The organism is Leifsonella bigeumensis, from assembly GCF_039537265.1.
GTDB classification, from domain to species: domain Bacteria; phylum Actinomycetota; class Actinomycetes; order Actinomycetales; family Microbacteriaceae; genus Terrimesophilobacter; species Terrimesophilobacter bigeumensis.
In genome coordinates, this window is sequence record NZ_BAABAE010000003.1 from 1,289,295 (window position 1) to 1,310,497 (window position 21,203).

20 protein-coding genes are annotated in these 21,203 nt (G+C 68.8%); 6 read left to right on the forward strand and 14 right to left on the reverse strand.

Features of this window, described 5'->3' with window-relative positions; translation table 11 throughout:
- Window positions 1-29: 29 nt before the first annotated feature.
- The 4 genes from ABD678_RS11405 to ABD678_RS11420 form a co-directional block, all read right to left on the reverse strand.
- Window positions 30-1,766, reverse strand: a complete 1,737-nt coding sequence (locus ABD678_RS11405; protein WP_344756719.1) for a bifunctional 3'-5' exonuclease/DNA polymerase — start codon at window positions 1,764-1,766, stop codon at window positions 30-32.
- Window positions 1,767-1,802: 36 nt separating this feature from the next.
- Window positions 1,803-2,387: a carboxymuconolactone decarboxylase family protein gene (locus ABD678_RS11410; RefSeq protein WP_344756721.1), complete on the reverse strand. Its 585-nt coding sequence runs from the start codon at window positions 2,385-2,387 to the stop codon at window positions 1,803-1,805.
- 42 nt (window positions 2,388-2,429) lie between these two features.
- Window positions 2,430-3,269, reverse strand: a complete 840-nt coding sequence (locus ABD678_RS11415; protein WP_344756723.1) for a DUF1684 domain-containing protein — start codon at window positions 3,267-3,269, stop codon at window positions 2,430-2,432.
- A 185-nt stretch (window positions 3,270-3,454) separates the two neighbouring features.
- Window positions 3,455-3,658: a cold-shock protein gene (locus tag ABD678_RS11420; RefSeq protein ID WP_331858377.1), complete on the reverse strand. Its 204-nt coding sequence runs from the start codon at window positions 3,656-3,658 to the stop codon at window positions 3,455-3,457.
- A 445-nt stretch (window positions 3,659-4,103) separates the two neighbouring features.
- Between ABD678_RS11420 and ABD678_RS11425 the strand changes: the two genes are divergently transcribed.
- Window positions 4,104-4,442, forward strand: coding sequence for a hypothetical protein (locus ABD678_RS11425; protein WP_344756728.1), 339 nt, complete (start codon window positions 4,104-4,106; stop codon window positions 4,440-4,442).
- A 2-nt stretch (window positions 4,443-4,444) separates the two neighbouring features.
- On the opposite strand, the gene ABD678_RS11430 is transcribed toward ABD678_RS11425, so the two are convergent.
- Both ABD678_RS11430 and ABD678_RS11435 read right to left on the reverse strand, forming a co-directional pair.
- Window positions 4,445-5,203 (reverse strand): nuclease-related domain-containing protein, encoded by a 759-nt coding sequence (locus ABD678_RS11430; RefSeq protein WP_344756730.1) that lies wholly within the window; start codon window positions 5,201-5,203, stop codon window positions 4,445-4,447.
- Between the two features lie 371 nt (window positions 5,204-5,574).
- On the reverse strand, window positions 5,575-6,723 hold the full coding sequence (locus tag ABD678_RS11435; protein WP_344756733.1) for an acyl-CoA dehydrogenase family protein: 1,149 nt from the start codon (window positions 6,721-6,723) through the stop codon (window positions 5,575-5,577).
- Window positions 6,724-6,803: 80 nt separating this feature from the next.
- On the opposite strand from ABD678_RS11435, the gene ABD678_RS11440 reads away from it, so the two are divergent.
- Window positions 6,804-7,874, forward strand: a complete 1,071-nt coding sequence (locus ABD678_RS11440; RefSeq protein ID WP_344756735.1) for a hypothetical protein — start codon at window positions 6,804-6,806, stop codon at window positions 7,872-7,874.
- 34 nt (window positions 7,875-7,908) lie between these two features.
- Here ABD678_RS11440 and ABD678_RS11445 read toward each other — a convergent pair whose 3' ends face one another.
- The 4 genes from ABD678_RS11445 to ABD678_RS11460 all read right to left on the reverse strand — a co-directional run bounded on the left by ABD678_RS11445 (window position 7,909) and on the right by ABD678_RS11460 (window position 13,408).
- Entirely contained in the window at window positions 7,909-10,146 is a 2,238-nt protein-coding gene (locus ABD678_RS11445) for a HelD family protein (RefSeq protein ID WP_344756736.1), read from the reverse strand.
- An 80-nt stretch (window positions 10,147-10,226) separates the two neighbouring features.
- Complete coding sequence (locus ABD678_RS11450) at window positions 10,227-11,054, reverse strand: hypothetical protein (RefSeq protein WP_344756737.1); 828 nt, start codon at window positions 11,052-11,054, stop codon at window positions 10,227-10,229.
- Window positions 11,055-11,123: 69 nt separating this feature from the next.
- Entirely contained in the window at window positions 11,124-12,446 is a 1,323-nt protein-coding gene (locus ABD678_RS11455) for an FAD-binding oxidoreductase (RefSeq protein ID WP_344757183.1), read from the reverse strand.
- 50 nt (window positions 12,447-12,496) lie between these two features.
- Window positions 12,497-13,408 carry a ribokinase gene (locus tag ABD678_RS11460; protein WP_344756738.1) on the reverse strand — a complete coding sequence of 304 codons (912 nt, stop codon included), beginning with the start codon at window positions 13,406-13,408 and terminating at the stop codon, window positions 12,497-12,499.
- Between the two features lie 56 nt (window positions 13,409-13,464).
- Between ABD678_RS11460 and ABD678_RS11465 the strand changes: the two genes are divergently transcribed.
- Together ABD678_RS11465 and ABD678_RS11470 are read left to right on the forward strand one after the other, a co-directional pair.
- On the forward strand, window positions 13,465-14,328 hold the full coding sequence (locus ABD678_RS11465) for an AlkA N-terminal domain-containing protein (RefSeq protein ID WP_344756739.1): 864 nt from the start codon (window positions 13,465-13,467) through the stop codon (window positions 14,326-14,328).
- Between the two features lie 88 nt (window positions 14,329-14,416).
- Complete coding sequence (locus ABD678_RS11470) at window positions 14,417-14,926, forward strand: hypothetical protein (RefSeq protein ID WP_344756740.1); 510 nt, start codon at window positions 14,417-14,419, stop codon at window positions 14,924-14,926.
- A gap of 14 nt (window positions 14,927-14,940) precedes the next feature.
- Here the strand turns inward: ABD678_RS11470 and ABD678_RS11475 are convergent, their stop codons facing one another.
- The 3 genes from ABD678_RS11475 to ABD678_RS11485 all read right to left on the reverse strand — a co-directional run bounded on the left by ABD678_RS11475 (window position 14,941) and on the right by ABD678_RS11485 (window position 17,969).
- A complete protein-coding gene (locus tag ABD678_RS11475) occupies window positions 14,941-16,440 on the reverse strand; it encodes an aspartate ammonia-lyase (RefSeq protein ID WP_344756741.1) in 1,500 nt (499 codons plus the stop codon).
- Window positions 16,441-16,509: 69 nt separating this feature from the next.
- Window positions 16,510-16,740, reverse strand: a complete 231-nt coding sequence (locus tag ABD678_RS11480) for a hypothetical protein (protein WP_344756742.1) — start codon at window positions 16,738-16,740, stop codon at window positions 16,510-16,512.
- A complete protein-coding gene (locus ABD678_RS11485; protein WP_344756743.1) occupies window positions 16,737-17,969 on the reverse strand; it encodes an inorganic phosphate transporter in 1,233 nt (410 codons plus the stop codon). The genes ABD678_RS11480 and ABD678_RS11485 overlap by 4 nt, the downstream gene beginning before the upstream one ends.
- A gap of 60 nt (window positions 17,970-18,029) precedes the next feature.
- On the opposite strand from ABD678_RS11485, the gene ABD678_RS11490 reads away from it, so the two are divergent.
- Window positions 18,030-18,794 (forward strand): glycosyltransferase family 2 protein, encoded by a 765-nt coding sequence (locus ABD678_RS11490; protein ID WP_344756745.1) that lies wholly within the window; start codon window positions 18,030-18,032, stop codon window positions 18,792-18,794.
- Here ABD678_RS11490 and ABD678_RS11495 read toward each other — a convergent pair.
- A complete protein-coding gene (locus ABD678_RS11495; RefSeq protein WP_344756747.1) occupies window positions 18,742-19,656 on the reverse strand; it encodes an alpha/beta fold hydrolase in 915 nt (304 codons plus the stop codon). The two genes, ABD678_RS11490 and ABD678_RS11495, sit on opposite strands and share 53 nt — an antisense overlap.
- Window positions 19,657-19,813: 157 nt before the next feature.
- Between ABD678_RS11495 and ABD678_RS11500 the strand changes: the two genes are divergently transcribed.
- Window positions 19,814-21,139, forward strand: coding sequence for a DUF2510 domain-containing protein (locus ABD678_RS11500; protein WP_344756749.1), 1,326 nt, complete (start codon window positions 19,814-19,816; stop codon window positions 21,137-21,139).
- Window positions 21,140-21,203: the final 64 nt, after the last annotated feature.

Sequence of the window (21,203 nt, forward strand, 5' to 3'; positions counted from 1 at the left end):
AAAGCGACTCGACCGGAGAAAAGCGACGGCTACTTCGCGTCGGCGTAGCTGTCCACGACGGCGATGCTCAGGGGGAACTCGACGGGCGTAGAACCGAAGAGCAGGCGACCGGCCTCGATGGCGGAGGACCCGATCGCGGCGACCACGGCATCCGTCATCGCCGCAGGCGAGTGCACGACGAGTTCGTCGTGCAGGAAGAACACGAGGTGCGGGGCATCCGTGAGCCAGGCCGAGCCACCGAGCTCACGCAGAGCGCCACGCAGCGTCGCCATCCAGCACAGTGCCCATTCGGCCGCCGTCCCCTGTACGACGAAGTTGCGCGTGAACCGGCCCCAGGAGCGCGCCTGGCCTCGCGCCCTGCTCGCGTCGGCATCCGTCGAACTCTCTCCATAGGCCGCTGCCTGCAGTTCGCGCCAGTTCGCACCGGGCCTGGGCGAACTGCGCCCGAGCCGCGTCGTCACGACCTCACCGCGCTCTCCAGCCCGCGCCGCGTTCTCGACGAGCCCGATCGCGCGCGGGTAGGCCTTCGCGAGCGCGGGCATGAGCCTCCCGCTCTCCCCCGTGGTCGCACCATACATCGCCCCGAGCATCGCGACCTTGGCGTGATCCCTGGTCTTCACCGCGCCACGTGCCACGATCGCCGCATACATGTCCTTCGCACGGCCGGCCTCGGCCATCGCAGCGTCGCCGGAGAGCGCGGCGAGGATGCGCGGCTCGAGCTGGGAGGCGTCCGCCACGACGAGTTTGAAGCCCGGATCGGCGACAACCGCACCGCGAATCTGCTTGGGCAGCTGCAACGCGCCTCCACCGCCCTTGCTCGCCCAGCGCCCAGTCACGACACCGCCCACCACGTAGTCGGGACGGAACCGGCCGTCGCGCACGTTCGCGTCGAGCCAGTGCCAGCCGTTGGCGCTCAGCAGCCGTGCGAGCTTCTTGTATTCGAGCAACGGCTCGACGACCGGATGCCGCAGCTTCTTGATGTCCCAGGACCGGGTCGAAGTGATCATGAGCCCCGCGCGCTGAAGGGTCTTCATGAGCTCGACCGGGGAATCCGGGTTGAGCTCGGGCGCGTCGAGGGCATCGCGCACGCGTTCGAGAACGGCGGCGAGTTTCGCCGGGCGCTCACCGGGTTTGGGGCGGGGGCCGAGCAACTCGGTGAGGAGTCGGTCGTGCAACTCAGCGCGCCACGGCAGGCCGGCGAACTGCATCTCGGCGGCTACGAGAGCGCCAGCCGACTCGGCGGCGAGCAGCAGGCCGATGCGCGCGGGGTCGTCGGATGCCGCGACAGCCTCCCGCTGCAGCCGGAACTCGGCGACCGGGTCGGGCAGCGCACTTGTCCGCTCGGACCCAGGCTCAGGCTCGAGATCGAACAAGCCTTCATCGACCCCCCGAGAGCCATCCCGTGGCTGCGCCTGGTCCTCGGGTGTCGGCTCATCCCAGCCGTTCCGAACCGCACGGGCGAGCGGGGTCTGGGCCGTGAGCTCCGAGTTGCGCAGGATCGCGTGCGAGAGTCTCAGGTCGACGCAGCGCTCGACGCGGACGCCCGCGGCCAGGAGCGGCGGGTACCAGGTGGTCGTGTCGTCCCAGACCCAGCGCGGACGATCGGCCGCGTCCTTCGAAGACCGGTCGCTCGTGAACTCGCGGCGGGAGACCTCGGCGGGCAGGGCTGCGCGGGCCAGAACGGTCGCCTCGCCCGCTGGTTCCCCGGCATCGTCGAGCGGCGACAGGAGGGCGCCGTCCGGATGGGAGGCCAGGGCGATGAACACGTGACCAGTCTGCCCGGCATCCACGACATCCGGCGCCTAGCCTTCCGCGATCGGCCGCCCGACGGTCAGCGCCTCCCGCAGCGCCGGATCGAGCGATGCGTACTCGGCGTCCGGCTCTGTTCCCGACGCCTCGAGCACCGAACTGAAGAAGCACCGCGCTGACGCTGCGAGGATGACATCGAAGATCTCCGCATCGGTGAGGCCGAGGTCACGCAGCGGCTGCAGATCGGTTTCGGAGATCTCGGCAGCACCACCGGCCACCCGGTCCGCGAGCGCCATGATCTCACGGTCGAGCGGCGGCACCTGGGCCCCGGATGAATCCCGCATGATGGCCTCGACCGCCGGCGCCCCGATCAGGTCGTCGGCGAGGATCTGCCCGTGCGCGAGGGCACAGTAGCTGGATCGCAACCGGCTCGCCGCAGCGAGCGTCGCAAGCTCGTAGGTTCGCGGCGGCATGTTCGCCTTGATGGCACCGTTCAGCCCACGCCAGGCGGCGTAGACATCCGGGCGCCCCGCGAAAGCCTTCGCATAGTTCGGAACGTAGCCGACGCGCGCTCGATCGATTTCGTACGACCGCGCGGTCTCGTCGCTCACCGGATCGGGAATCGAGAGGTAGCCCATCCGTACAGTGTGGACCCGCACGGCAGCCCGCACCAGACCCGGTCAGTGCAGGAGTGATCCGTCCTTCGCGAGCACGTTCTTCTCGCCGGCCTCGATGGGCACCGTGAAGCGGTTCTGCTTCGGCGGCATGGGGCAGTTGAAGGCGTAGGAGAAGCCGCACGGGGGCAGCACGGCCCGGTTGAAGTCGAGGGTCACGCTGCCGTCAGCGTGCGGGGCCACGAACAGGAAGCGCCCCACGCTGTAGGTGTCGACGCCGCTCGTCGCGTCGGAGAACACGATCTGCAGCGCACGGCCCGACTCGATGGCCGCGAGCGAGTAATCCGTGCCGTCCTTGCTGAAGGAGATCTCGCCGGGCACCTCGAGCTCGCGGGTGCGGCCCTCGTCCTTGCTGTGCTCGAACGGGATGGTCGCGCCGGGCATCGCCGTGAACTGCGCCTCCACGACCCAGTCGGGGTTGTAGGGGTAGGCGTCGATGCCGCCGAAATTCTGGATGCCCTCCGAGTTCGCATCCCACACCCGCAGTGCGTAGTTGCCCGCAGGCCCCGCGATCACGAAACCGGTGACCGTGTCGCTGAACACCAGCTCGCCCGGCGTCTCGGCATCCTTGCCCGCGACCGTGACCGTGCCGTCGACGAGCTCGCCGTTCAGCCGGATGCCGTCGGCCGCGCTCGCCGTCAGTCGCAGCCCGGACTCTCCCGCCGGCAACGGCGCCCAGGTTCCCGGCGCATTCCACACCGTCTGCTCGGAGTCGATCCACTGCGTATTGACGAGGGCGAGGTTGCCCTTCGGCTGAACGACAGCCTGCTCGCGGCGTTCGCGGAAGGTCGCGAACTGTCCTTCGGGGCTCAGGGCATCTGGGGTCGTGGTGGCGGTGTCGGTCATCGTTCCATCCTTGTCGAAGTCACTGACTCCAACCGCTCAGGACACACTACTGTTCCCGTTTGGCCTGATTGCGCCTTAACGTTCGGGCGCAATCGCGCCATCGGGGCGCACACGGCCCGAGACCGTGACCCAACAAAAAAAAACCGGCCCCGCATCCGAAGACACGGGGCCGGCTCTAGCTGTGATTACAGCGGGCGGATGTTCTCCGCCTGCGGGCCCTTGGGGCCCTGCGCCAGGTCGAATTCGACCTTTTGGTTCTCATCGAGCGACTTGTAGCCGCTGCCGGTGATGGCCGAGTAGTGGGCGAACACGTCGGGACTTCCGTCCTCGGGGGCGATGAATCCAAAGCCCTTCTCCGCGTTGAACCACTTGACGGTGCCTACTGCCATTTTTCTTCTCCTTCAGGAGTCCTGCTCGGCGGCCCCGACCTTCGAGGCCACACGTCGCGGTGTTCATCGTCCGCTCCCGAAAGGATCAGATCGCCGCCAAGGCGGCTCACTGGCAATCAAGATCTGCGAGGTACTGCAACTGCGCTTTAGAGAGTAGTGCACTTCCCCCCAGAGATACAGGGTTTGCACAAGTACTGCGCGAATTGTTACATCAGCGTTTTTCGACCGCGAAGCCGGGGCTTCCCCTCCCTCACAGCACCGGATGATGCGGCCGGTTCCCCCAAATCGGCTCGTCGGTGCCGAAAACACTCGAGTTCGGCCGGTATAATCGGCAAGTCGCCGCGGACTGCTCGTGTTCATTCACACGGGAAATCAGGGCCCGCGCAGTCGTGGCGAAGCTGATGATGGGCAACCGCGTACGCGGGAACCCAGGAAGGCAGGTGAGATGACCACCATCACCGACAAGGCAATCGTGCCTTACGAGAACCCCCAATGGGTTCCTGTCCTCCCGACCCGCTGGGTCGCGGAGTACGACGGCGAAGTCGCCGGCGGCATCGACCGCACCCCACGCGGCAGGTACCGGGCGACCAATCGCCACGGCCGCCGCATCGGCTCGTTCCGCACCCTCGATGAGGCGCGCGAGCGCCTCGAGCTCAACAACAGTGCGACGAGGATCCAACGCTTCGACCAGTCCCGCGTGCTTCTCGTCGGAGGCCTCATCGCCTTCCTGGCGACCGCTGGGGTGGCTGCGTTCGGGGTGATGTCACTCCTCGCGCACCAGTAGCGCTAGCGGAACAGCAGCCCGGTGGTGAATCCGCCGATACCGATGATGGCGACCAGCCAGAGAAGCACGAGCCCCCCGGTGATCCAGGTGAGCCTCAGGTGCCTCGCCTGGCTGACCTCCGCCTGAAGTCGGCGGAATCGGTCGAGGCATTCGGCGACATCCGCGGTCGGCTTGCCGATGTCGTGCCAGGTGTCGTCCTCGGATGCCGCGGCACGGAAGCGCGCGAGCCGGTCGGGCCCGAAGAGGGCGGAGAGGCTTTTGAGCCACGGACGCAGCTCACGCGGGGTCAGGATGGCGACGCGTCGCGGCGGCCTGGCCACGGTCACGCTCCGAGGATCGACGACGACGAGGCACGGGGTCGCCTCGACCCGCTCGCCGACCGCGTCCGACATCAACTGGGCGGCGCGCACGGCCTCGAACTCGCAGTCCCGGATGTGCGGCATCCGCTCCCCGTCGACCAGCAGGACTCCCCCACCGACCCAGAGTTCACGACCGGGATGGTGGCGGACCGAGATCGTGTACACCCCGGGCGGACCGATCGCGATGTGGTCGACGTCGGAGCCGTCCTTGCCGACCGGCACGGCGTGGAGCACGAGCCACTCAGGCCCCAGCTGGGCGAGCGCATCGGCGACGGCGACCTCACCGACCGCCGCCTGGTAGAGCGAGCGCAGCCCCCTGGGAAGGGGATGCAGTCCGAAGAATCTTGCGAGGTGCGACAGGCGCACCACCGCCGCGTGCTGGCGCAGAAGTTCCCGGACCATCGGATAGGTCCGCTCACAAATCAGCCGATCGGGTTCGACCGCGTCGGTCTTCTCCAACGCAACTACCCCCCCCCCCGCCGATCAGCCAGTCCATGACATGCGGCCGCCCCCTGATGGCCGCTTTCGACGCTATCGGCTCACCGGCGGCATCGGGACCCCCAGAACTGGTAACGCCTGCTCGGGGGGCGTCGGGCCGTGGGAGCGATGCGGATCCGAATTTCCCGAAAAGGACTTGACCAAACCGGGGTGCCCGGCGCAGTCTGGAGGAAGAACAACTCATCGCCCGGAAGAGCCGCACCAAGTGCCGCACCGGGCGATGAGTCTGTGAACGCCATCTCGGTCTCGACACGCTCGACCGGAAAGCGATGCGTCTACTGCGGCAGCGGCCCGAGCAGCGCGGTCGCGACGGTCGCGTGCGCCGAATCCTCATTGCTCGGGTGGAAGGACCCGGCCAGGACATCCCGGTACAGGCGGCCGAGCTCATTGCCGGCGAAGTAGGTCGCGCCCCCGGAGACCCGTACCGCCTGGTTGACGACGAACTGCGCCGTCTCGGTGGCACGGATCTTGAGGCCGACGAGCGCCCGGAACCACTGGTCCCCGCGATCGACCTGCTCGTCGACATCGCCGGCGACCGCGTCGAGTTGCGGCAGGATGCCGTCGAAGGCGATGGCGGCATCCGCGATCTTCCAGCGAACATCGGGGTCGAGGGACTTGGCCGCTCCCGCATTCTTCGCCGAGGTGCGTTTCGTCGCGTTCGCGACGGCGAGTTCGAGCGCACGCCGCCCGATCCCGGTGTAGACGGCGGAGAGCAGGATCTCGAAGTTCGCGAAGATGGCGAAGATCAGCAGGTCCGGGTTGGGCCCCGGATCGAGCCGGCGGATGATGCGCGAGGGCTCGGCGCGCACCTTCTCGAGCCGCGTGCTGTTGCTCTGCGACGCCCGCATGCCCAGGGTGTCCCAGTCCTCGACGATCGTGATGCCGGGCGCGTCCCGCGCGACGACGGCGTGGACGAGCTTGGGGGCATCCGGGGAGGTGCTGTCGAGTCCGAACAGGCCGAGCCGCGTCCAGGCCGGCGAGAGGCTCGTGAAGATCTTGGTTCCGGTGAACTCATAGGCGCCGTCGGGCTGCGGAACGGCATCCGTCGTACTGCCGAAGAGCATGAGATCGTTGCCGGCCTCACTGATGGCGAGAGCATAGGTCTCGCCGGCGGCGCTCTCGCGCAGCACGAACTCGAGGGCGTCGTCGCCCCGGTCGAGCATGGTCTTCGCTACGCCGTTCCAGACGAGGTGCATGTTGACGGCGAGAGCCGTCGCGGGCGCGGCCGTGGCGAGCCGGATCTGCTCGTGCACGACCTCGCGCAGCGAGAGCCCGAGTCCGCCGAGACTCCTGGGCACGAGCGCCGTCAGATAGCCGGCAGCGCGCAGGTCGTCGAGGTCCTCGGCGAAGAAGATGTTCTCCCGGTCGTACCCGGCGGCCCGGGAGCGGATGGTGTCCAGCAGGTCGTCGCTCAGAATGCTCACGCTTCAAGGATGCCACCCCGGGGCATTACGATGCCCAGAGGTGACCGAACCCGGAAATCATCGAACGCAGAGGCGATGCCATGACCACGCTCGACTACTCACCGCTCTCCTCGCGCGTGACGGGCCAGGATCTCCGGGAGTTCCGCGATGTTCCCGGCGTTTCCGAGTCCCACCTGACCGGTGCCGCCGCGATCGTCGCGCTCATGGCGGTCCTCGTCGTGGGGGCCGTCGTCGTCGGGGTCATCGGACAGTCGCTGTTCGCGGCCTTCACCTCCTCGGGCGCCGAAGCCCTCCCCATCCCTCTCGTGTTCCTCCTCATCGTCGGCGTCCTCATCGCCGGCATGGTCATCCACCGCCGCGTGACGCGCCTGCGCCTTCTGCGCCTCTACCGCTTCGCCACGACGAACGGTCTCACACTCAGGACCAATACCGAGGTCCCCGGCTATCCGGGTTCGATCTTCGCGATCGGCTCCGGCCGCACGGTCACCGAGATGCTCTCGCGCGCGGACGGGCCCACCGTCGACATCGGTGACCTGCGCTACACGACGGGTTCCGGCAAGAACCGCACGACGCACCAGTGGGGCTTCGTCGCGATCCGGCTCGACCGGATGATGCCCCAGATGATCCTCGACGCGAAGAGCAACAACTTCCTCGGCACCAACCTGCCGGTGAGTTTCTCCCGCAACCAGGTGCTGTCCCTCGAGGGCGACTTCGACCGCTACTTCACGCTCTACTGCCCGCGGGAGTACGAAAGGGACGCCCTCTACGTCTTCACGCCGGATCTCATGGCGAGGCTCGTCGACGAGGCGGCACTCTTCGACGTCGAGATCGTCGACGACTGGATGTTCCTGTACTCGGCGAGCCCCTTCGACCTCGCGGATGCGACCGCCCTCGCCCGCATCTTCCGAATCGTCGACACGGTGGGCGCGAAGACGCTCGACCGCACCGAACGCTATGCGGACTCGAAGGTCGTGAGCGGCGCCGTCGCAGCGGCGAGCGGCGCGCCTCTCGGGGCGCGGATGTCGGCCAACGTCGTCGCCCCCGGCGGCCGTCGGCTGCGCAGGGGGCTCTCCGTCGGCACGGTCGTCGTCTTCATCGGTGTCGCGATCTACGCCATCGTGAGCTTCCTGCCGTTCTTTCGCCTCTCCTAGGACGCATCCTGCTCCGGATGCGGGACGAAGCCTCTCAGCGGGCGGTCGCCTCGGGAGCGGCCGGCAACCCGCCCTCCGCGAGCACGAGCCGCTGGGTCGGGCGGGTCATCGCCACGTAGAGGGCTGCGGCACCGCGCTCGGACTCCGCGACGATCGCCGCCGCGTCGACGATCACGACGGAATCGAATTCGAGCCCCTTGGCCTCCTGGGCGCTGAGGACGGTGACGTCGGACGCGAGCCCTTCGGCCCCGAGACCCACCCGGTCGCCGAGTTCCGCCCCGAGCGATCGGTGCAGCTCCGCGAGGCGGTCCGCCGCCGCGATGACCGCAACGGTGCCATCCACCTCGAGTGCGAGACGGGTCGCGGCCAGGGCATCCGGGACCACTTCGATCGGCCACTCGCTCTCCCGCACCGACACGGAGCGGGTGACCGGCAGGCCGTGGGCGATCGCCATCGACTCGGCGGCCGCCGCGATCTGGGTCGGCGTCCGGTAGTTGACCGTGAGCTCCTCCCGGCGCCAGCGCTCGCCCTCCGCGCCGCGTCCGATGAGCGGTGCGATGGCATGCTCCCAGGTCTCTGCGGCGGATGCCGCTGCAGCCTGGGCGATGTCCCCCACGATCGTGAAGGAGCGGCTCGGCCCCCTCCGCAGCAGCAGTCGCCACTGCATGGGTGAGAGCTCCTGGGCCTCGTCGACCACGATGTGGCCGTAGGCCCAGGTGCGGTCGGAGGCGGCGCGCTCCGCGGTCGTGCCGGCATCCGCGAACTCGGCGAAGCCCTCGGCGAGCGATCTCGCATCCACCATGCCGCCGACCCCCATATTGGCGATCGCCTGTTCGGCGTTCTCGAGGTCGCGCTTGCGCTGCTGCTTCGCGGCGCGCTTGGCCGCCACATCCTGGACGACGGTCTCGCCGAGCAGTTCAGCAGCCTCATCGAGGAGAGGGATGTCGGAGATCGTGAACGGCGCCGAGCGCTCCCTCTGCAGGCGATGGCGGTCCTCGGCACTCCAGTCGGGCGTGAGTTCGGCGAGCCAGTGCGGACGTGCGTAGAGGTCCTGCAGGAGCTTCTGCGGGGTGAGAGGGAGCCAGGCGGTGTTGAGGGCGATCCGTGCGTCGCTCGCGGTCCGCAGGTCTTCGCGCAGCATCGGCAGGTCGGAGTCGTCGACCGTGTTGCCCTGGTCGCGCAACTGCGCGGCGAGCCTGCGGGTGAGCGCGTCGAGCGCGGTCTTCACGAAGACGAGCCTGGCCTCGTTGTAAGGACGCCCGGTCTCGCGCGCCTTCGCGATCGCCGAGGCCACGAGCTCCGGTTCGAGCATGACGGTCTCGCCATTGACCTCGATCGGCTGGGGTGCCTCCGGGACACGCTGGCGGGAGGCGACGGCGCGCGCCAGGAGCGGCGCCATCCGGAGCCGGCCCTTGGTGCCGGCGACGGCCGGGCTGTCCTCGGCGGTCGCCTCGACGCCGGGAAAGAGCTGCCCGACGCTCGCGAGCACGACCCCGGACTCGCCGAGGGAGGGCAGTACGGCCTCGATGTACCGCAGGAAGGAGCGTGACGGCCCGACGATGAGCACCCCGCTCGACCGCAGGCGTTCGCGGTGCGAGTAGAGCAGGTAGGCGGCACGGTGCAGGGCGACCGCCGTCTTGCCGGTACCCGGGCCGCCCTGTACGACGAGGATGCCGCGGAGTTCGGAGCGGATGATGCGGTCCTGCTCGGCCTGGATGGTCGCGACGATGTCGGACATCCGCCCGGTGCGCTGCGCGGAGAGCGCCGTTAGAAGGGCGCCCTCCCCCTGCAACTGGACGCTGCTCTCGTCGAGCAGGTCGGGGTCGAAGATCTCGTCCTCGATGCGGATGAGCTTCTTGCCCTGCGAGATCAGGTGTCGCCGGGCGCGCGCCCCCATCGGGGTCTTCGCTGTCGCCTGGTAGAAGGCGCTCGCCTGCGGGACCCGCCAGTCGAGCAGGATCGGCTGCCGATCCTGGTCGCGCAGCCCGATCCGGCCGATGTAGCGGTGGATGAGCTGGTCGCCACCACCATCGTCGCCATCCACCGACAAGCGCCCGAACGCGAGGCGCTCCCCGACCTCCCGCAGTTGCAGGATGCGGTCCTCGTACAGCCGAGCGAAGCTGTCGCGCTCGCTCCTGGCCTGATGACCGCCGCCGACGCTCTGGGCACGGACGGCGTCCAGCTGCTCCTCGGTCTCGCGCTGGAGCTCATGGAGGCGGCGGTACAACCCTGCGACGTAGTCGCGCTCGCGCTCCAGTTCGGACGAACCCACCCAGACTCACATCCCTCGATTTCGAAACATGCAAGTCTATCGGTTCTGCATCACCGATTCTGCGCCCACCGGCGCAGTTCCTACCGGTTCTGCGACCGCGGCTCTCCCTGCTCATGCGGCTGGCCCTGCTGTTCACGGAGGATGGCGAGCGCCCTCGACACCCGCTCGCTCAGCCCGGTGACCCTTCGCGGAGTCTTGCGCTCGAGTTCATCGAGCACGAGCAGTGCCTCGGCGCGCTGCTTCTGGTGCACCGCGTGGATCGCGAGATTCCTGGAGAGCGAGATCCGGGCACCCCACACCGCGAGCCAGAGGCTCACGATCACGAGGACGGCGCAGACCGCAGCCGCCCACCACGGTGCGGTGCCGCCCAGAGCGAGCCACCCGGCTGCGACGAGTGCCACGAGGGCAGCCAGGACAGGGATCGCCCGCACCCATCGCCCCACGACGACATGACGGTGCAGGTCCTTCTGCCGGTCGTCGATCGCGGTGAGCCAGGCGCGGTAGTCGGCGATCCGCCCCTTGGACAGCCGGGTTCCCGACTGGGCCTTCAGGTCCTCGCGGATGACCCGGTAGCCGGTCTCCGGCCGCCGCAGCGCGCGGGCCGCGAGCAGCGCCGTGACAGCAGCGGCAGCCACGAGCCCGACGAGGGCGAGGAGGCCCCACAGCAGCTGACCCCGGTCGAGCAGAAGGCGCATGGCCAGGTCGACCCCGAGCACGAGCAGGACGAGCACGATCGAGCACACCGCAATCGCCCAGGAGAGCACGCGATCGCGGTCCCTGGTGCCGGCCGCACGCCCTGCCCTGCGCACCTGGTGCCCCGTCACGACGTCGACGAGCTGGAGCAGGATGGCGAGCGCCGAACCGGCGATCGCCACCGCGAGGATCGCCGCGAGAGTTCCCGAATCCACTTCCACTCCTTCGTGTCGACGTCTCGTCGCTCACCGCTCGCTCCGCGCTGCCGCGGGGTGAGTCAGCGCTCAGAAAACCTTGCCAGGGTTCAGTATCCCCCGCGGATCGAAGACCCGCTTGATCTCCCGTTGCAGCGCCAACTGGTCCTGGCCGAGTTCTTTCCCCAGCCAGCGCCGCTTGAGAATGCCGACCCCGTGCTCCCCGGTCAGCGTACCGCCGAGCTCGAGTGCTGCGGCGAACAGGTCGCCGGCTGCCTCCCAGATGCGCTCGGGCACCTGAGGCAGCTCGCCGGGGGCGGATTCCTCTATGAGGAAGTTCGGATGCAGGTTGCCGTCCCCCGCGTGCGCGACCGTCGGGATGGCGATCCCGTACTTCTCCTCGATCGCCCCGATCCGGCGGAACATCTCCGGCAGCATGCTGCGCGGCACCGCGACGTCCTCGATGAGCACCGTGCCCTGCGCTTCGAGTGCCGGGTGGAACGCACGGCGGATCGCCAGCAGCCGCTCGCCCTCCACGGCATCGGTGCTGGACTCCGCCTCCCCGCCCAGCGACCGGATGATCGCGAGCACCTCGTCCGCCTCCGCAGCGCTCGCGACACCATCCGTCTGCACGAGCAGGCAGGCGGTGCCGCGCGAGGACAGGTCCAAACCGAGATAGGCGTCGATCGCATGCAGGGAGGCCGCGTCGAGCAGTTCCATGACCGCAGGAGCAAGGCCCGCCGCGGTGATCGCTGCGGAGGCGGTGGCAGCCGACCGCACATCCGGGAAGTATGCGCCGATCGTCGCCACGGTGCCGCGCGGCAGCTGGCGCAGCCGCAGCGTCGCCTCGACGATGACGCCGAGAGTGCCCTCCGAACCGATCATGAGGGCCGTGAGGTCGAGCCCGCTGACACCCTTGACGCTGCGGTGGCCGAGTTCGAGCAGGCGGCCGTCTGCGAGCACGACCTTGAGCCCGAGAATGGCCTCGCGCGTCACCCCGTATTTCGCGCACAGCAGCCCGCCCGCGTTCGTGGCGATGTTGCCGCCGATCGTCGAGATGGCGCGACTGGCCGGGTCGGGGGCGAACCACAGGCCGTGCTCGCGCAGCGAATCGTTGAAGTCCCCGTTGAGGATGCCCGGCTCGACCACGGCGAGCTCGTCGGCGGGCGAGAGCTCGAGCACCCGGTTCATGGCGAGGGTCGAGAGCACGATCTCTCCGGCCTCCGCGATGGCTCCGCCCGCAAGACCCGTTCCCGCACCACGAGGCACGACGGGCATCCGGAACTCGTCGGCGATGCGCAGGGTCGCCTGCACGTCTTCGACGGATCGCGCGGTGACGACGGCGAGCGGTGCGGTGGCCGAGACATGGCCGGACTTGTCGGTGCGAGCCGACTCCAGCGCGGAGGGCTCCATGGAGATCGCCGGGCCGAGCGCGTCGCGCAGCCGGGTGAGTGCGGCATCCGTCACAGCGGCTCCGCGAGCATGGCTTCGATGCGGTCGCGGCCGGGGATCGAGGGGACCGCCCCGAGCGCCTGCACGGAGAGCGCGGCGGCGGCGGTCGCGAACGCTGCGGAGGACTCGAGGTCCCGCCCCTCGGCGATCGCGGCGGCGAACGCCCCGCAGTAGGTGTCGCCGGCGCCGGTCGTGTCCACCGCATCGACCCTGCGCGCCGGCACCCGCGCGAGCTCGACACCGCCCTCGTAGAGGGCAGAACCGTCGGAGCCGAGGGTGACGATGAGCCGGTCGACGCGGGCGGCGAGGCGAGCGGATGCCTCGGCGAGGTCGTCGCTGCCGCCGATGAGGCAGGCCTCGTGCTCGTTGACGATGAGACAGTCGACGGCGGAGATCAGCTCATCCGGCAGTTCGCGGGCGGGAGCCGCGTTGAGCATGACCGTCGTCCCCGCGGACTTCGCGACCTGGGCGGCCTCGGTCACGACGCCGATGGGCAGCTCGAGCTGCATGAGCAGCACGGAGGCGCTGGCGATCGCCGCGCGCTCCGGCTCGGTGAGCGCCGTGACCTCGGCGTTCGCGCCGGAGGCGACGATGATGGTGTTCTCGGCAGAGTCGGCGACGACGATGAAGGCCTGCCCGGTCGGCGCAGCGCTACTCCGCACGAGCGTGCGGTCGATGCCCGCATCCGTCATGGTCACGGCGAGCTCGCCGCCGTGCTCATCCCTTCCGAGGGAGCCGACGAAGGTCGTCGGCGCACCCGCACGCGCCGCGGCGACAGCCTGGTTGAGGCCTTTTCCTCCCGGATAGGTCGCGACCGATTCGGCCAGGAGCGTCTCTCCCGGCTGGGGAATGCGCTCGACCGTGAAGACGATATCCATGTTGGCGCTGCCCACCATGACGATCCCGGAACGCTCCTGTGCCATGCCCCCAGCGTATCGGTCGAGGCGAGGGCATCGGAGGCCCGTGCGAGAGTGGTGCGATGGCTGGAACACTGCTCGGGACGACCGCACCCTTCGACGGCGCCGGCGTGTTCCGCTACCTCGCCGGGCACGCCATCCCCGGGGTCGAGTCCGGTGACGAGCACGGTTACCGGCGGCGGATGCGCTGGGGCGGGGCGGTGGCCGAACTCGAGGTGCGGCTCGCGCCGGCGCCCGATGCCGGCCCGGAGTCCGCAGCGGATGCGGTGCTCGCGACGCTCGACGGCGGGCCGTTGCCTCCCGATCTCGTGACGCGCATCCGTCGCCTCCTCGACCTCGACGCCGACTCCGCCGCCATCGACGGGATGCTCGCGGAAGACCCGGTGTTCGCCCTGCCCGTCGCGGCCGCACCCGGTATTCGGCTGCCGGGCAGCCTTGACCCTCACGAAGAGCTGTTCCGCACACTGGTCGGGCAGCAGATCTCGATCGCAGCCACCCGATCCGTGCTCGGTCGGATCTCGCGCGAACTGTGCGGGGACAGCGGCCTGTTCCCCACCGCGGAGCAGTTCGCCGAACGGGGCCTCGAGGTGCTGCGCGGTCCGGCGTCGCGCGTGGCCACGATCCACGGCGTCGCCCTCGCCCTCGCCTCCGGCGAGCTGGTGATCGAGGAGAGCCTCTCGGTGGCCGAACTCACCGAGCGGCTCGTGGCGATGCCGGGAATAGGGCCGTGGACCGCCGGTTATGTGGCGATGCGCGCGCTCGGCGCATCGGACACCCTGCTCTCCACCGACCTCGTCCTGCTCAAGGGCGCCGCGGCGCTCGGCCTGCCGGGTACTCCACGCGGTATCGCCGAACGAGCAGCCCGCTGGTCGCCGTATCGCAGCTACGCGACGTTGCACCTGTGGCGTATCGCCCAGGCGAAGTAGTCGACCTCGCCCACTCTCCGGGAAGCCGGCTGCGCGCGCGGAAAGCATCGGTATGGCCACTGTCAGGGTGAGCAAGTAGCGTTAACGCATGCGACTGCGGATCCTGTTCATCGTCGGCCTCGGCATCGGCTACATCCTGGGCGCGCGCGCCGGGCGTCCGCGGTACGACCAGCTCAAGGCGAAGGCGACCGAGGCATGGGAGGACCCGCGCGTGCAGAAGGTGGTCGTCGACACCCAGGAGTTCGTGAAGGAGAACGCCCCCATCGTCCAGGAGAAGGTCGTCGCGGGAACGAAGGCCGCTGTTGCCGGAGCGCAGGAGGCTGCGGCCAGAGCGGCCGAGACGGCGAAGGACGTCTCCGAGAGGGTGGCGGAGACGGCCAAAGACGTCTCCGAGAAGGTCTCGGACACGGCCAAGGACGTCTCCGAGAGAGTGGCGAGGGCGGCCAGGGATGCGTCGGAGAACGTGTCGAAGACCACCAAGGACGTGCGCAACCGCCTCGTCGACCGCGGTGAGGAGGTCGTCGACGGCGTCATCATCGCGGCCGGGAGCGCCCGCGAGCGTGCCCTCGAGTCCGAGCCCGACCACGACGAGAAGTAGTCGCCCGACCTGCCCTACTTCGCCGGAGCGACCCCTCCCGCGGATTCCACCGCGGACACGATGTCGATCGCTCCCGTGACCGGGTGGAGTCCGCTCAATCGCTCGGGCGACAGCACGCGCGCGACATCCTCGGCGCTCATGAGCCCAGCCTCGATGACGAGTTCGGCGATCGAGGCGTTCGTCGTGAGCGCAGTGTGTGCGAGCGTCGCCGACGCCGTGTAGCCGATGTACGGGGTGAGGGCGGTCACGACACCCACCGAGGACTCGACCTGCGCCGTCAGCCTCGTCATGTTGGCCGTGATCCCGTCGATGCAATGGACGCGCAGCGTGTAACAGGCGTTCGTCATCCAGGCGAGCGACTGCAGGATGCTGTGGGCGATGACCGGCTCGAAGGCATTGAGCTGCAGTTGACCCGCCTCGGCGGCAGCCGTGACCGTCGCATCCGCCCCGATGATGCTGAACGCGACCTGGTTGACGACCTCGGGAATGACCGGGTTGACCTTGCCGGGCATGATCGAGGAGCCGGCCTGCCTGGCCGGCAGGTTGATCTCGCCGATCCCCGCCTGCGGACCACTGGAGAGCAGCCGCAGGTCGTTGCAGATCTTGGAGAGCTTGACGGCGGCACGCTTGAGGTGCCCGCTCAGGGTCATGAAGATGCCCGCATCGCTCGTGGCCTCGATGAGGTCGGGAGAGGTGACCATGACGATTCCGGTGATGTCGACGAGGTGCCGGCGCACGGCATCCGCGTACCGGGGGTCGGCGGTGATACCGGTGCCGATCGCGGTCGCCCCCATGTTGATCTCGTTGAGCCACGGGATCGTCTCGCTCAGCCGTTCGTAGTCCTCGGCGATCGTGTGGGCGAAGCCGTTGAACTCCTGGCCGAGCGTCATCGGCACGGCGTCCTGCAACTGGGTGCGGCCGACCTTGAGCACGTGCGCGAATTCGGTCCCCTTGCGGGCGAACGCCTCCGTGAGCTTGACGTGTTCGGTGAGCAGCCGCTGGGTGCTCAGCACCATGGCGAGCTTGATCGCGGTCGGGTAGACATCGTTGGTGCTCTGGCTGCGGTTGACGTCGTCGATCGGGTGGAAGCTCACGTAGTCGCCGAACGGCTTGCCCAGAAGCTCGAGGCAGCGGTTGGCGATGACCTCGTTGGTGTTCATGTTCGTCGAGGTGCCCGCACCGCCCTGGATCACGCCGACCATGAACTGGTCGTGCAGTGCGCCGTCGATGATCTCCTGGCAGACCCGGTCGATGAGGTCGGCTTTCTCGGCGCCGAGCGTCCCGAGCTCCTTGTTCGCGCGCGCCGCGGCCTGCTTGACGATGGCGAGTGCACGGATGAGGTCGGGGTAGACGGAGATCGGCCGGCGGGTGATCGGGAAGTTCTCCCGCGCCCTGGCGGTATGGATTCCCCAGTAGGCATCGGCCGGGATCTCCATCGATCCGACGGAGTCGCTCTCGGTCCTTGTGGGTCCGACGGGGTCGACTACGGGCAACGCGCTCGGCGCTTCAGACATCCGAAAATCTCCTTCGATGGTGGATGATCCAACTCTACTGGCGGAGGCCGCGGCCGAATCCCGCGCGGTTCAGTGGAGTGCCGGGACGATGAGGTAGACGCCGAACAGCACCACGGCGCCGCACACGCCGAACAGCGCCCGTGCTCCGGCGAGCGCGAGCCGCCCGGTTCGCGGATCGACGCCGCGGGCTCGCGTTCCGGCCTCGAACAGACGGATGCCGAGTGCCGCGATCGTGACGAGAAGGCATGCTCCCACGAGGGATGCCACCGCGACGATGACGAAGGAACCCCACTCGATCACGGTGCTGACTCCTCGGTCATGGCCGGCTTGGGCGTCTCCGCCGGCTTGGTGGGCTTGGCACTCGCGATGATCGGTGGAACCTTCGGCATGACGACGGTCGGGGTGTGCTCGATGATCGGGACCTCGCCCGTGACGTTCCTGCTGTTGACCGGGTTGCGACGCGACCGGCGGAACATGAGCGCGATCACGATGGCGCCGGCCAGCGCATCGGCGGCGACACCGAGCGGGCCGAGTCGTGCCACGAGTTCGGCGATCGCCGCCATCGCGGCGGCGCACGGGAGGGTCACGAGCCAGGCGATGCCGATCCGGCCGGCGACGCGCCACCGCACGGCACCGCGCTTGCGGCCGAGCCCCGCCCCGATGACCGATCCGCTCGCGACCTGGGTGGTCGAGAGGGCGAAGCCGAGGTGCGAGCTCGCCAGGATCGTCGCAGTCGTCGAGGCCTCGGCGGCGAAGCCCTGCGCCGGCGAGACGTCGGTGATCCCCGTGCCGACCGTGCGGATGATGCGCCAGCCGCCCACGTAGGTTCCGAGGGCGATGGCCAGCGCGCACACCGCGATCACCCAGAACTCCGGGCCCGTCCCTGCGGCCTGGAACCCCGCGGCGATAAGCGTGAGAGTGATGACCCCCATGGTCTTCTGCGCGTCGTTGGTCCCGTGCGCGAGGGAGACGAGGCTCGACGTGAACACCTGGCCGACCCGGAATCGCCTGCGCGCGCTGTCCTCGGTGCGGCCGGCGGTCAGGCCGTAGGCGAGCTTCGTCGCGACGAAGGCGACGATCGCGGCGATGACCGGGGCCAGCACCGCCGGGAAGACGATCTTGCTGAGCAGCACGCCCGGGTCGATCGCGCCGAACCCGGTGCCGACGACGACGGCGCCGATGAGGCCGCCGAAGAGCGCGTGGGAGGAACTCGACGGCAGCCCGAGCAGCCAGGTGGCGAGGTTCCACATGATCGCGCCGATGAGTCCGGCGAAGATCATCGTCGGGGTGATCTGGATACCACCATCGCCTTCGCGGATGAGCCCGCCGGAGATGGTGCGTGCGACCTCGGTGCTGAGGAATGCGCCGACCAGGTTGAGGACAGCGGCGATCGACACAGCAACCCTCGGCTTGAGTGCGCCGGTGGCGATGGGGGTAGCCATCGCGTTGGCCGTATCGTGAAAGCCGTTCGTGAAATCGAAGAACAGTGCCAGCACGATGACCAGCGCGACCATAAGTGAGATGTCCACTGCGATCGAGTCTTTCACCCCGATAAACGACGGTCAACATACGGATAAACTCTGCCCGCTATGACTCTCGTCTCCGTGGTCGTCCCCTCGTGGAATGACGCCGTCATGCTGCGGGTGTGCCTTGCGGCTCTCGCCGCGCAGTCGCGCCCGGCCGATGAGATCATCGTGGTCGACAACGGCAGTACCGATGACACGGCGGCGGTCGCCCGCGATGCCGGCGCGACTGTGGTGACGGAACCCCGGCGCGGTGTATGGCCCGCCACGATCGCCGGGTTCGATGCCGCGAGCGGTGAGATCATCGCGCGGCTCGACGCCGACTCCGTCCCTCCGCCCGACTGGCTGGCGCGTGTCGAGGCGACGCTCACGGCATCCGGAGCTCCGCACGAATCCGGCACCCCCTCCGCCGTGACCGGCCCAGGAGGCTTCTACGGCGGAAATCGATTCACCCGCTGGGTGGGCGAGCACGTCTACATCGCCGGCTACTTCTGGTTCGTCGGCCTGCTACTCGGGCATCCGCCCCTGTTCGGCTCCAACTTCGCGCTGCGTCGCACCGTGTGGACCTCCCTGCGCCCGCACCTAGACCCGGCGCTCGAGCGCATCCACGACGACCTGCAATTGAGCTTCCTCCTCGAACCGGACGTGGCCGTCGCCTACGATCCCGCCCTGCGCGTCGGTGTCTCGGCACGACCGTTCTCGTCCCTGCGTGGGCTCGGACGCCGGGTCGGCTGGGCAGCGCTCGGTCTCTGGCACAACCGCGGACGCACCCGCTGGTTCACCGTCCGGGATCGACGGCGTGGGAATACAACTCGAGAAGGTCGCGGCTGAGCTGATGCGGTGAGGTCTCGCAGGGGCTGTGCCCGGACGGGTAGACCGCGACCTCCGCACCGATCCGGCGAGCGAAGTCGTGGTGCAGGCGCAGCGGCCACAGGTCGTGCTCGCCGACCGCGATGAGCTTGGGGATGTCGATGGCGCGGATCTCCTCGCGCAGGTCCGGCGCACGCTTCATCATCCGGATGATGTCCCTCACGCTTCCCCGGTCGGTCACCTTGAGCCGGTCGTGCACGAATCGCAGTCGCCCGGGAGGCACCGGTACGAGATTGCGCCGGATCCCCCACGTCATGAGTGCGGCACCCACGCCGCCCGTAGCGAAACCCGAGATCCAGCCGATGCGCTTGACGCCGCGGAAGCCCTGCCCGGGCTCCGGCGGACAGCTGAGGAGTGTAAGGCTCGCGAAGAGCTCGGGCCTGCGGACCATGGCCAGCTGGGCGACCGTTCCCGCGAAGGAATATCCGAGCACGTGGGAGGGCGCGGCGGGACCGGCCGACTCCAGCACGGCGATGAGATCGTCCACGAAGAGGTCGTAGTCGTAGTGCCGCTGCGGCGGATGCCGGTGCTGCGGGCCGGCGTCCGCCGACTCGTACTGACCGGCCTGGTCATAGGACTGCACGAAGCAGCCCCCGGCGGCCAGCAGTGGCAGCATGAGGTTGAAGTCCTCCTTGGAGCCGGTGACCCCTGGGACGAGAAGGACCCGGGGATGCGTCGGATCGCCGAGCGAGACCGTCGCGAGGGTGCCGCTCGGCGCCTCGAGGCCGGAGCGCACCACCCCATCGGGGAGCACCGTCCAGTCGAGATCGGGAATGGCGGCGTCGAGGGCGGCCTCCGGGCTGAGAGCGTCGTAGATCGGCACGTTCCCACGATATCGATGCAGAATCGCTCCCGGCGGTCGTGACGGGATCGTGATCCCATCACCCCCACCTTTGGGGCAATATTAGATGTTCTCTCGCGCTGAGGCGCGCTCTAAACTTCCTTCATACCCAAGATGACATGATTGTGGGGATCGATCCTTGGACGACAACAGTTTCTATGGGGCTCCGGCTGGCTGGTATCCAGACCCGCTCGGGCTCCCCCAGCTTCGCTGGTGGGACAGTACGGCCTGGACCCATCAGACCGCCGAAGCGCGTGCGCCCATGGTCATGCAGGAGACCACCTATGCGTGGCCGGAGGACGAGCTCGACCGCGAGGAGCAGGAGCAACAGGATCTGCTGACCCGCCGCGAGCGTCGCGAGCGCGAGCGTCGCGACGGCAACGACATCGTCGCACCGACCGCTCTCACCCTCCTTCAGCTCGAACCGCCGTCGAGGGCGGACGTGCAGGTGGACGTCCCCGAGCCCTCGCCGTTCAACCCGTTCGCCGGTGCCGAGGATGTCGGTGGTACGGCCGGGACGGTTCCCGACCCGATGGCCGCCACGCGCTCGGCAGCGCTACAGGACCCGCAGGGCGAGGCCCTGCCGTCGAGTCCGTTCGACGAGCCGTACCAGACGACCTCCTACTCGCAGCCGGTGAACCCGGGCGCACAACCCCACCCCGGAACCCACCAGACCGGAGCGCCCCAGACGGCCGTACCGCAGCAGGAGGAGTCCTTCTTCTCCGGGTTCGCCACCCAGGTGCCTCATCAGGCCCCGCCGACGCAGCAGACCTTCGACTGGGCTCCGCGGCTCGACCCGCTCAATGATCCGCAATACCAGGCATATCTCAAGGCGCAGACCGCCCCGCACGCCAAGGCGACCCACAACGGGCCTGTCTGGGTGATCGCACTCATCCCGCTCATCCAGCTCGTGCTCAGCCTGCTCGTGCTGACCGCGTTCGGCACGGCGGAGGCCTCCGGCGCCATGGCGGCGATCTGGCTCGCGCCGTACCCGATCGTGGTCGGCCTGGCAGCCCTCGACCGCCGCAACCTGAGGAAGACCGGTCATGAGGTCACGGCGCACTGGCTGTGGGCGCTGCTCACCGCACCCGTCTACCTCATCGTGCGCGCGGTCGCCGCGATCCGCGAATCCGGGGGTGGTTTCGGCCCCGTCCTGGTCTGGTTCGCGCTCGGACTCCTGCAGATCGGCGCGATCGTCGCGGTACCGGGTCTGCTCATCTCCACGGTTCCCGCGGTGTTCGCCGATCAGGCCGAGCAGTCGGTCATCTCGGATGCCGCGGTCATCGGCGCCAACATCGAGGTGAGCTGCCCCGATCTGCCACCGGTGCTCATCGGCCAGCAGTTCGAGTGCGCGGGCGTCCGCGGGAACGACCAGCCCGACCTCGACATCGTGGTCAGCCTCCAGCGCGTCAACGGCTGGATCGACTGGCAGGTCGAGGACTGGGGCATCTACACCATCGGCTGACGCCGAGGCCAACGACATCGCGCCGTGACGATCCCGAAGGTCGTCACGGCGCGATCTCTTTGTG

Coding starts and splice junctions, on each gene's coding strand:
- ABD678_RS11460 (WP_344756738.1), bottom strand. CDS start 13,408: ATGGCACAGGAGCGTTCCGGGATCGTCATGGTGGGCAGCGCCAACATG.
- ABD678_RS11420 (WP_331858377.1), bottom strand. CDS start 3,658: ATGGCAGTAGGCACCGTCAAGTGGTTCAACGCGGAGAAGGGCTTTGGA.
- ABD678_RS11475 (WP_344756741.1), bottom strand. CDS start 16,440: ATGTCTGAAGCGCCGAGCGCGTTGCCCGTAGTCGACCCCGTCGGACCC.
- ABD678_RS11430 (WP_344756730.1), bottom strand. CDS start 5,203: ATGGTCCGGGAACTTCTGCGCCAGCACGCGGCGGTGGTGCGCCTGTCG.
- ABD678_RS11425 (WP_344756728.1), top strand. CDS start 4,104: ATGACCACCATCACCGACAAGGCAATCGTGCCTTACGAGAACCCCCAA.
- ABD678_RS11490 (WP_344756745.1), top strand. CDS start 18,030: ATGACTCTCGTCTCCGTGGTCGTCCCCTCGTGGAATGACGCCGTCATG.
- ABD678_RS11455 (WP_344757183.1), bottom strand. CDS start 12,446: ATGGAGCCCTCCGCGCTGGAGTCGGCTCGCACCGACAAGTCCGGCCAT.
- ABD678_RS11440 (WP_344756735.1), top strand. CDS start 6,804: ATGACCACGCTCGACTACTCACCGCTCTCCTCGCGCGTGACGGGCCAG.
- ABD678_RS11415 (WP_344756723.1), bottom strand. CDS start 3,269: ATGACCGACACCGCCACCACGACCCCAGATGCCCTGAGCCCCGAAGGA.
- ABD678_RS11410 (WP_344756721.1), bottom strand. CDS start 2,387: ATGGGCTACCTCTCGATTCCCGATCCGGTGAGCGACGAGACCGCGCGG.
- ABD678_RS11465 (WP_344756739.1), top strand. CDS start 13,465: ATGGCTGGAACACTGCTCGGGACGACCGCACCCTTCGACGGCGCCGGC.
- ABD678_RS11470 (WP_344756740.1), top strand. CDS start 14,417: ATGCGACTGCGGATCCTGTTCATCGTCGGCCTCGGCATCGGCTACATC.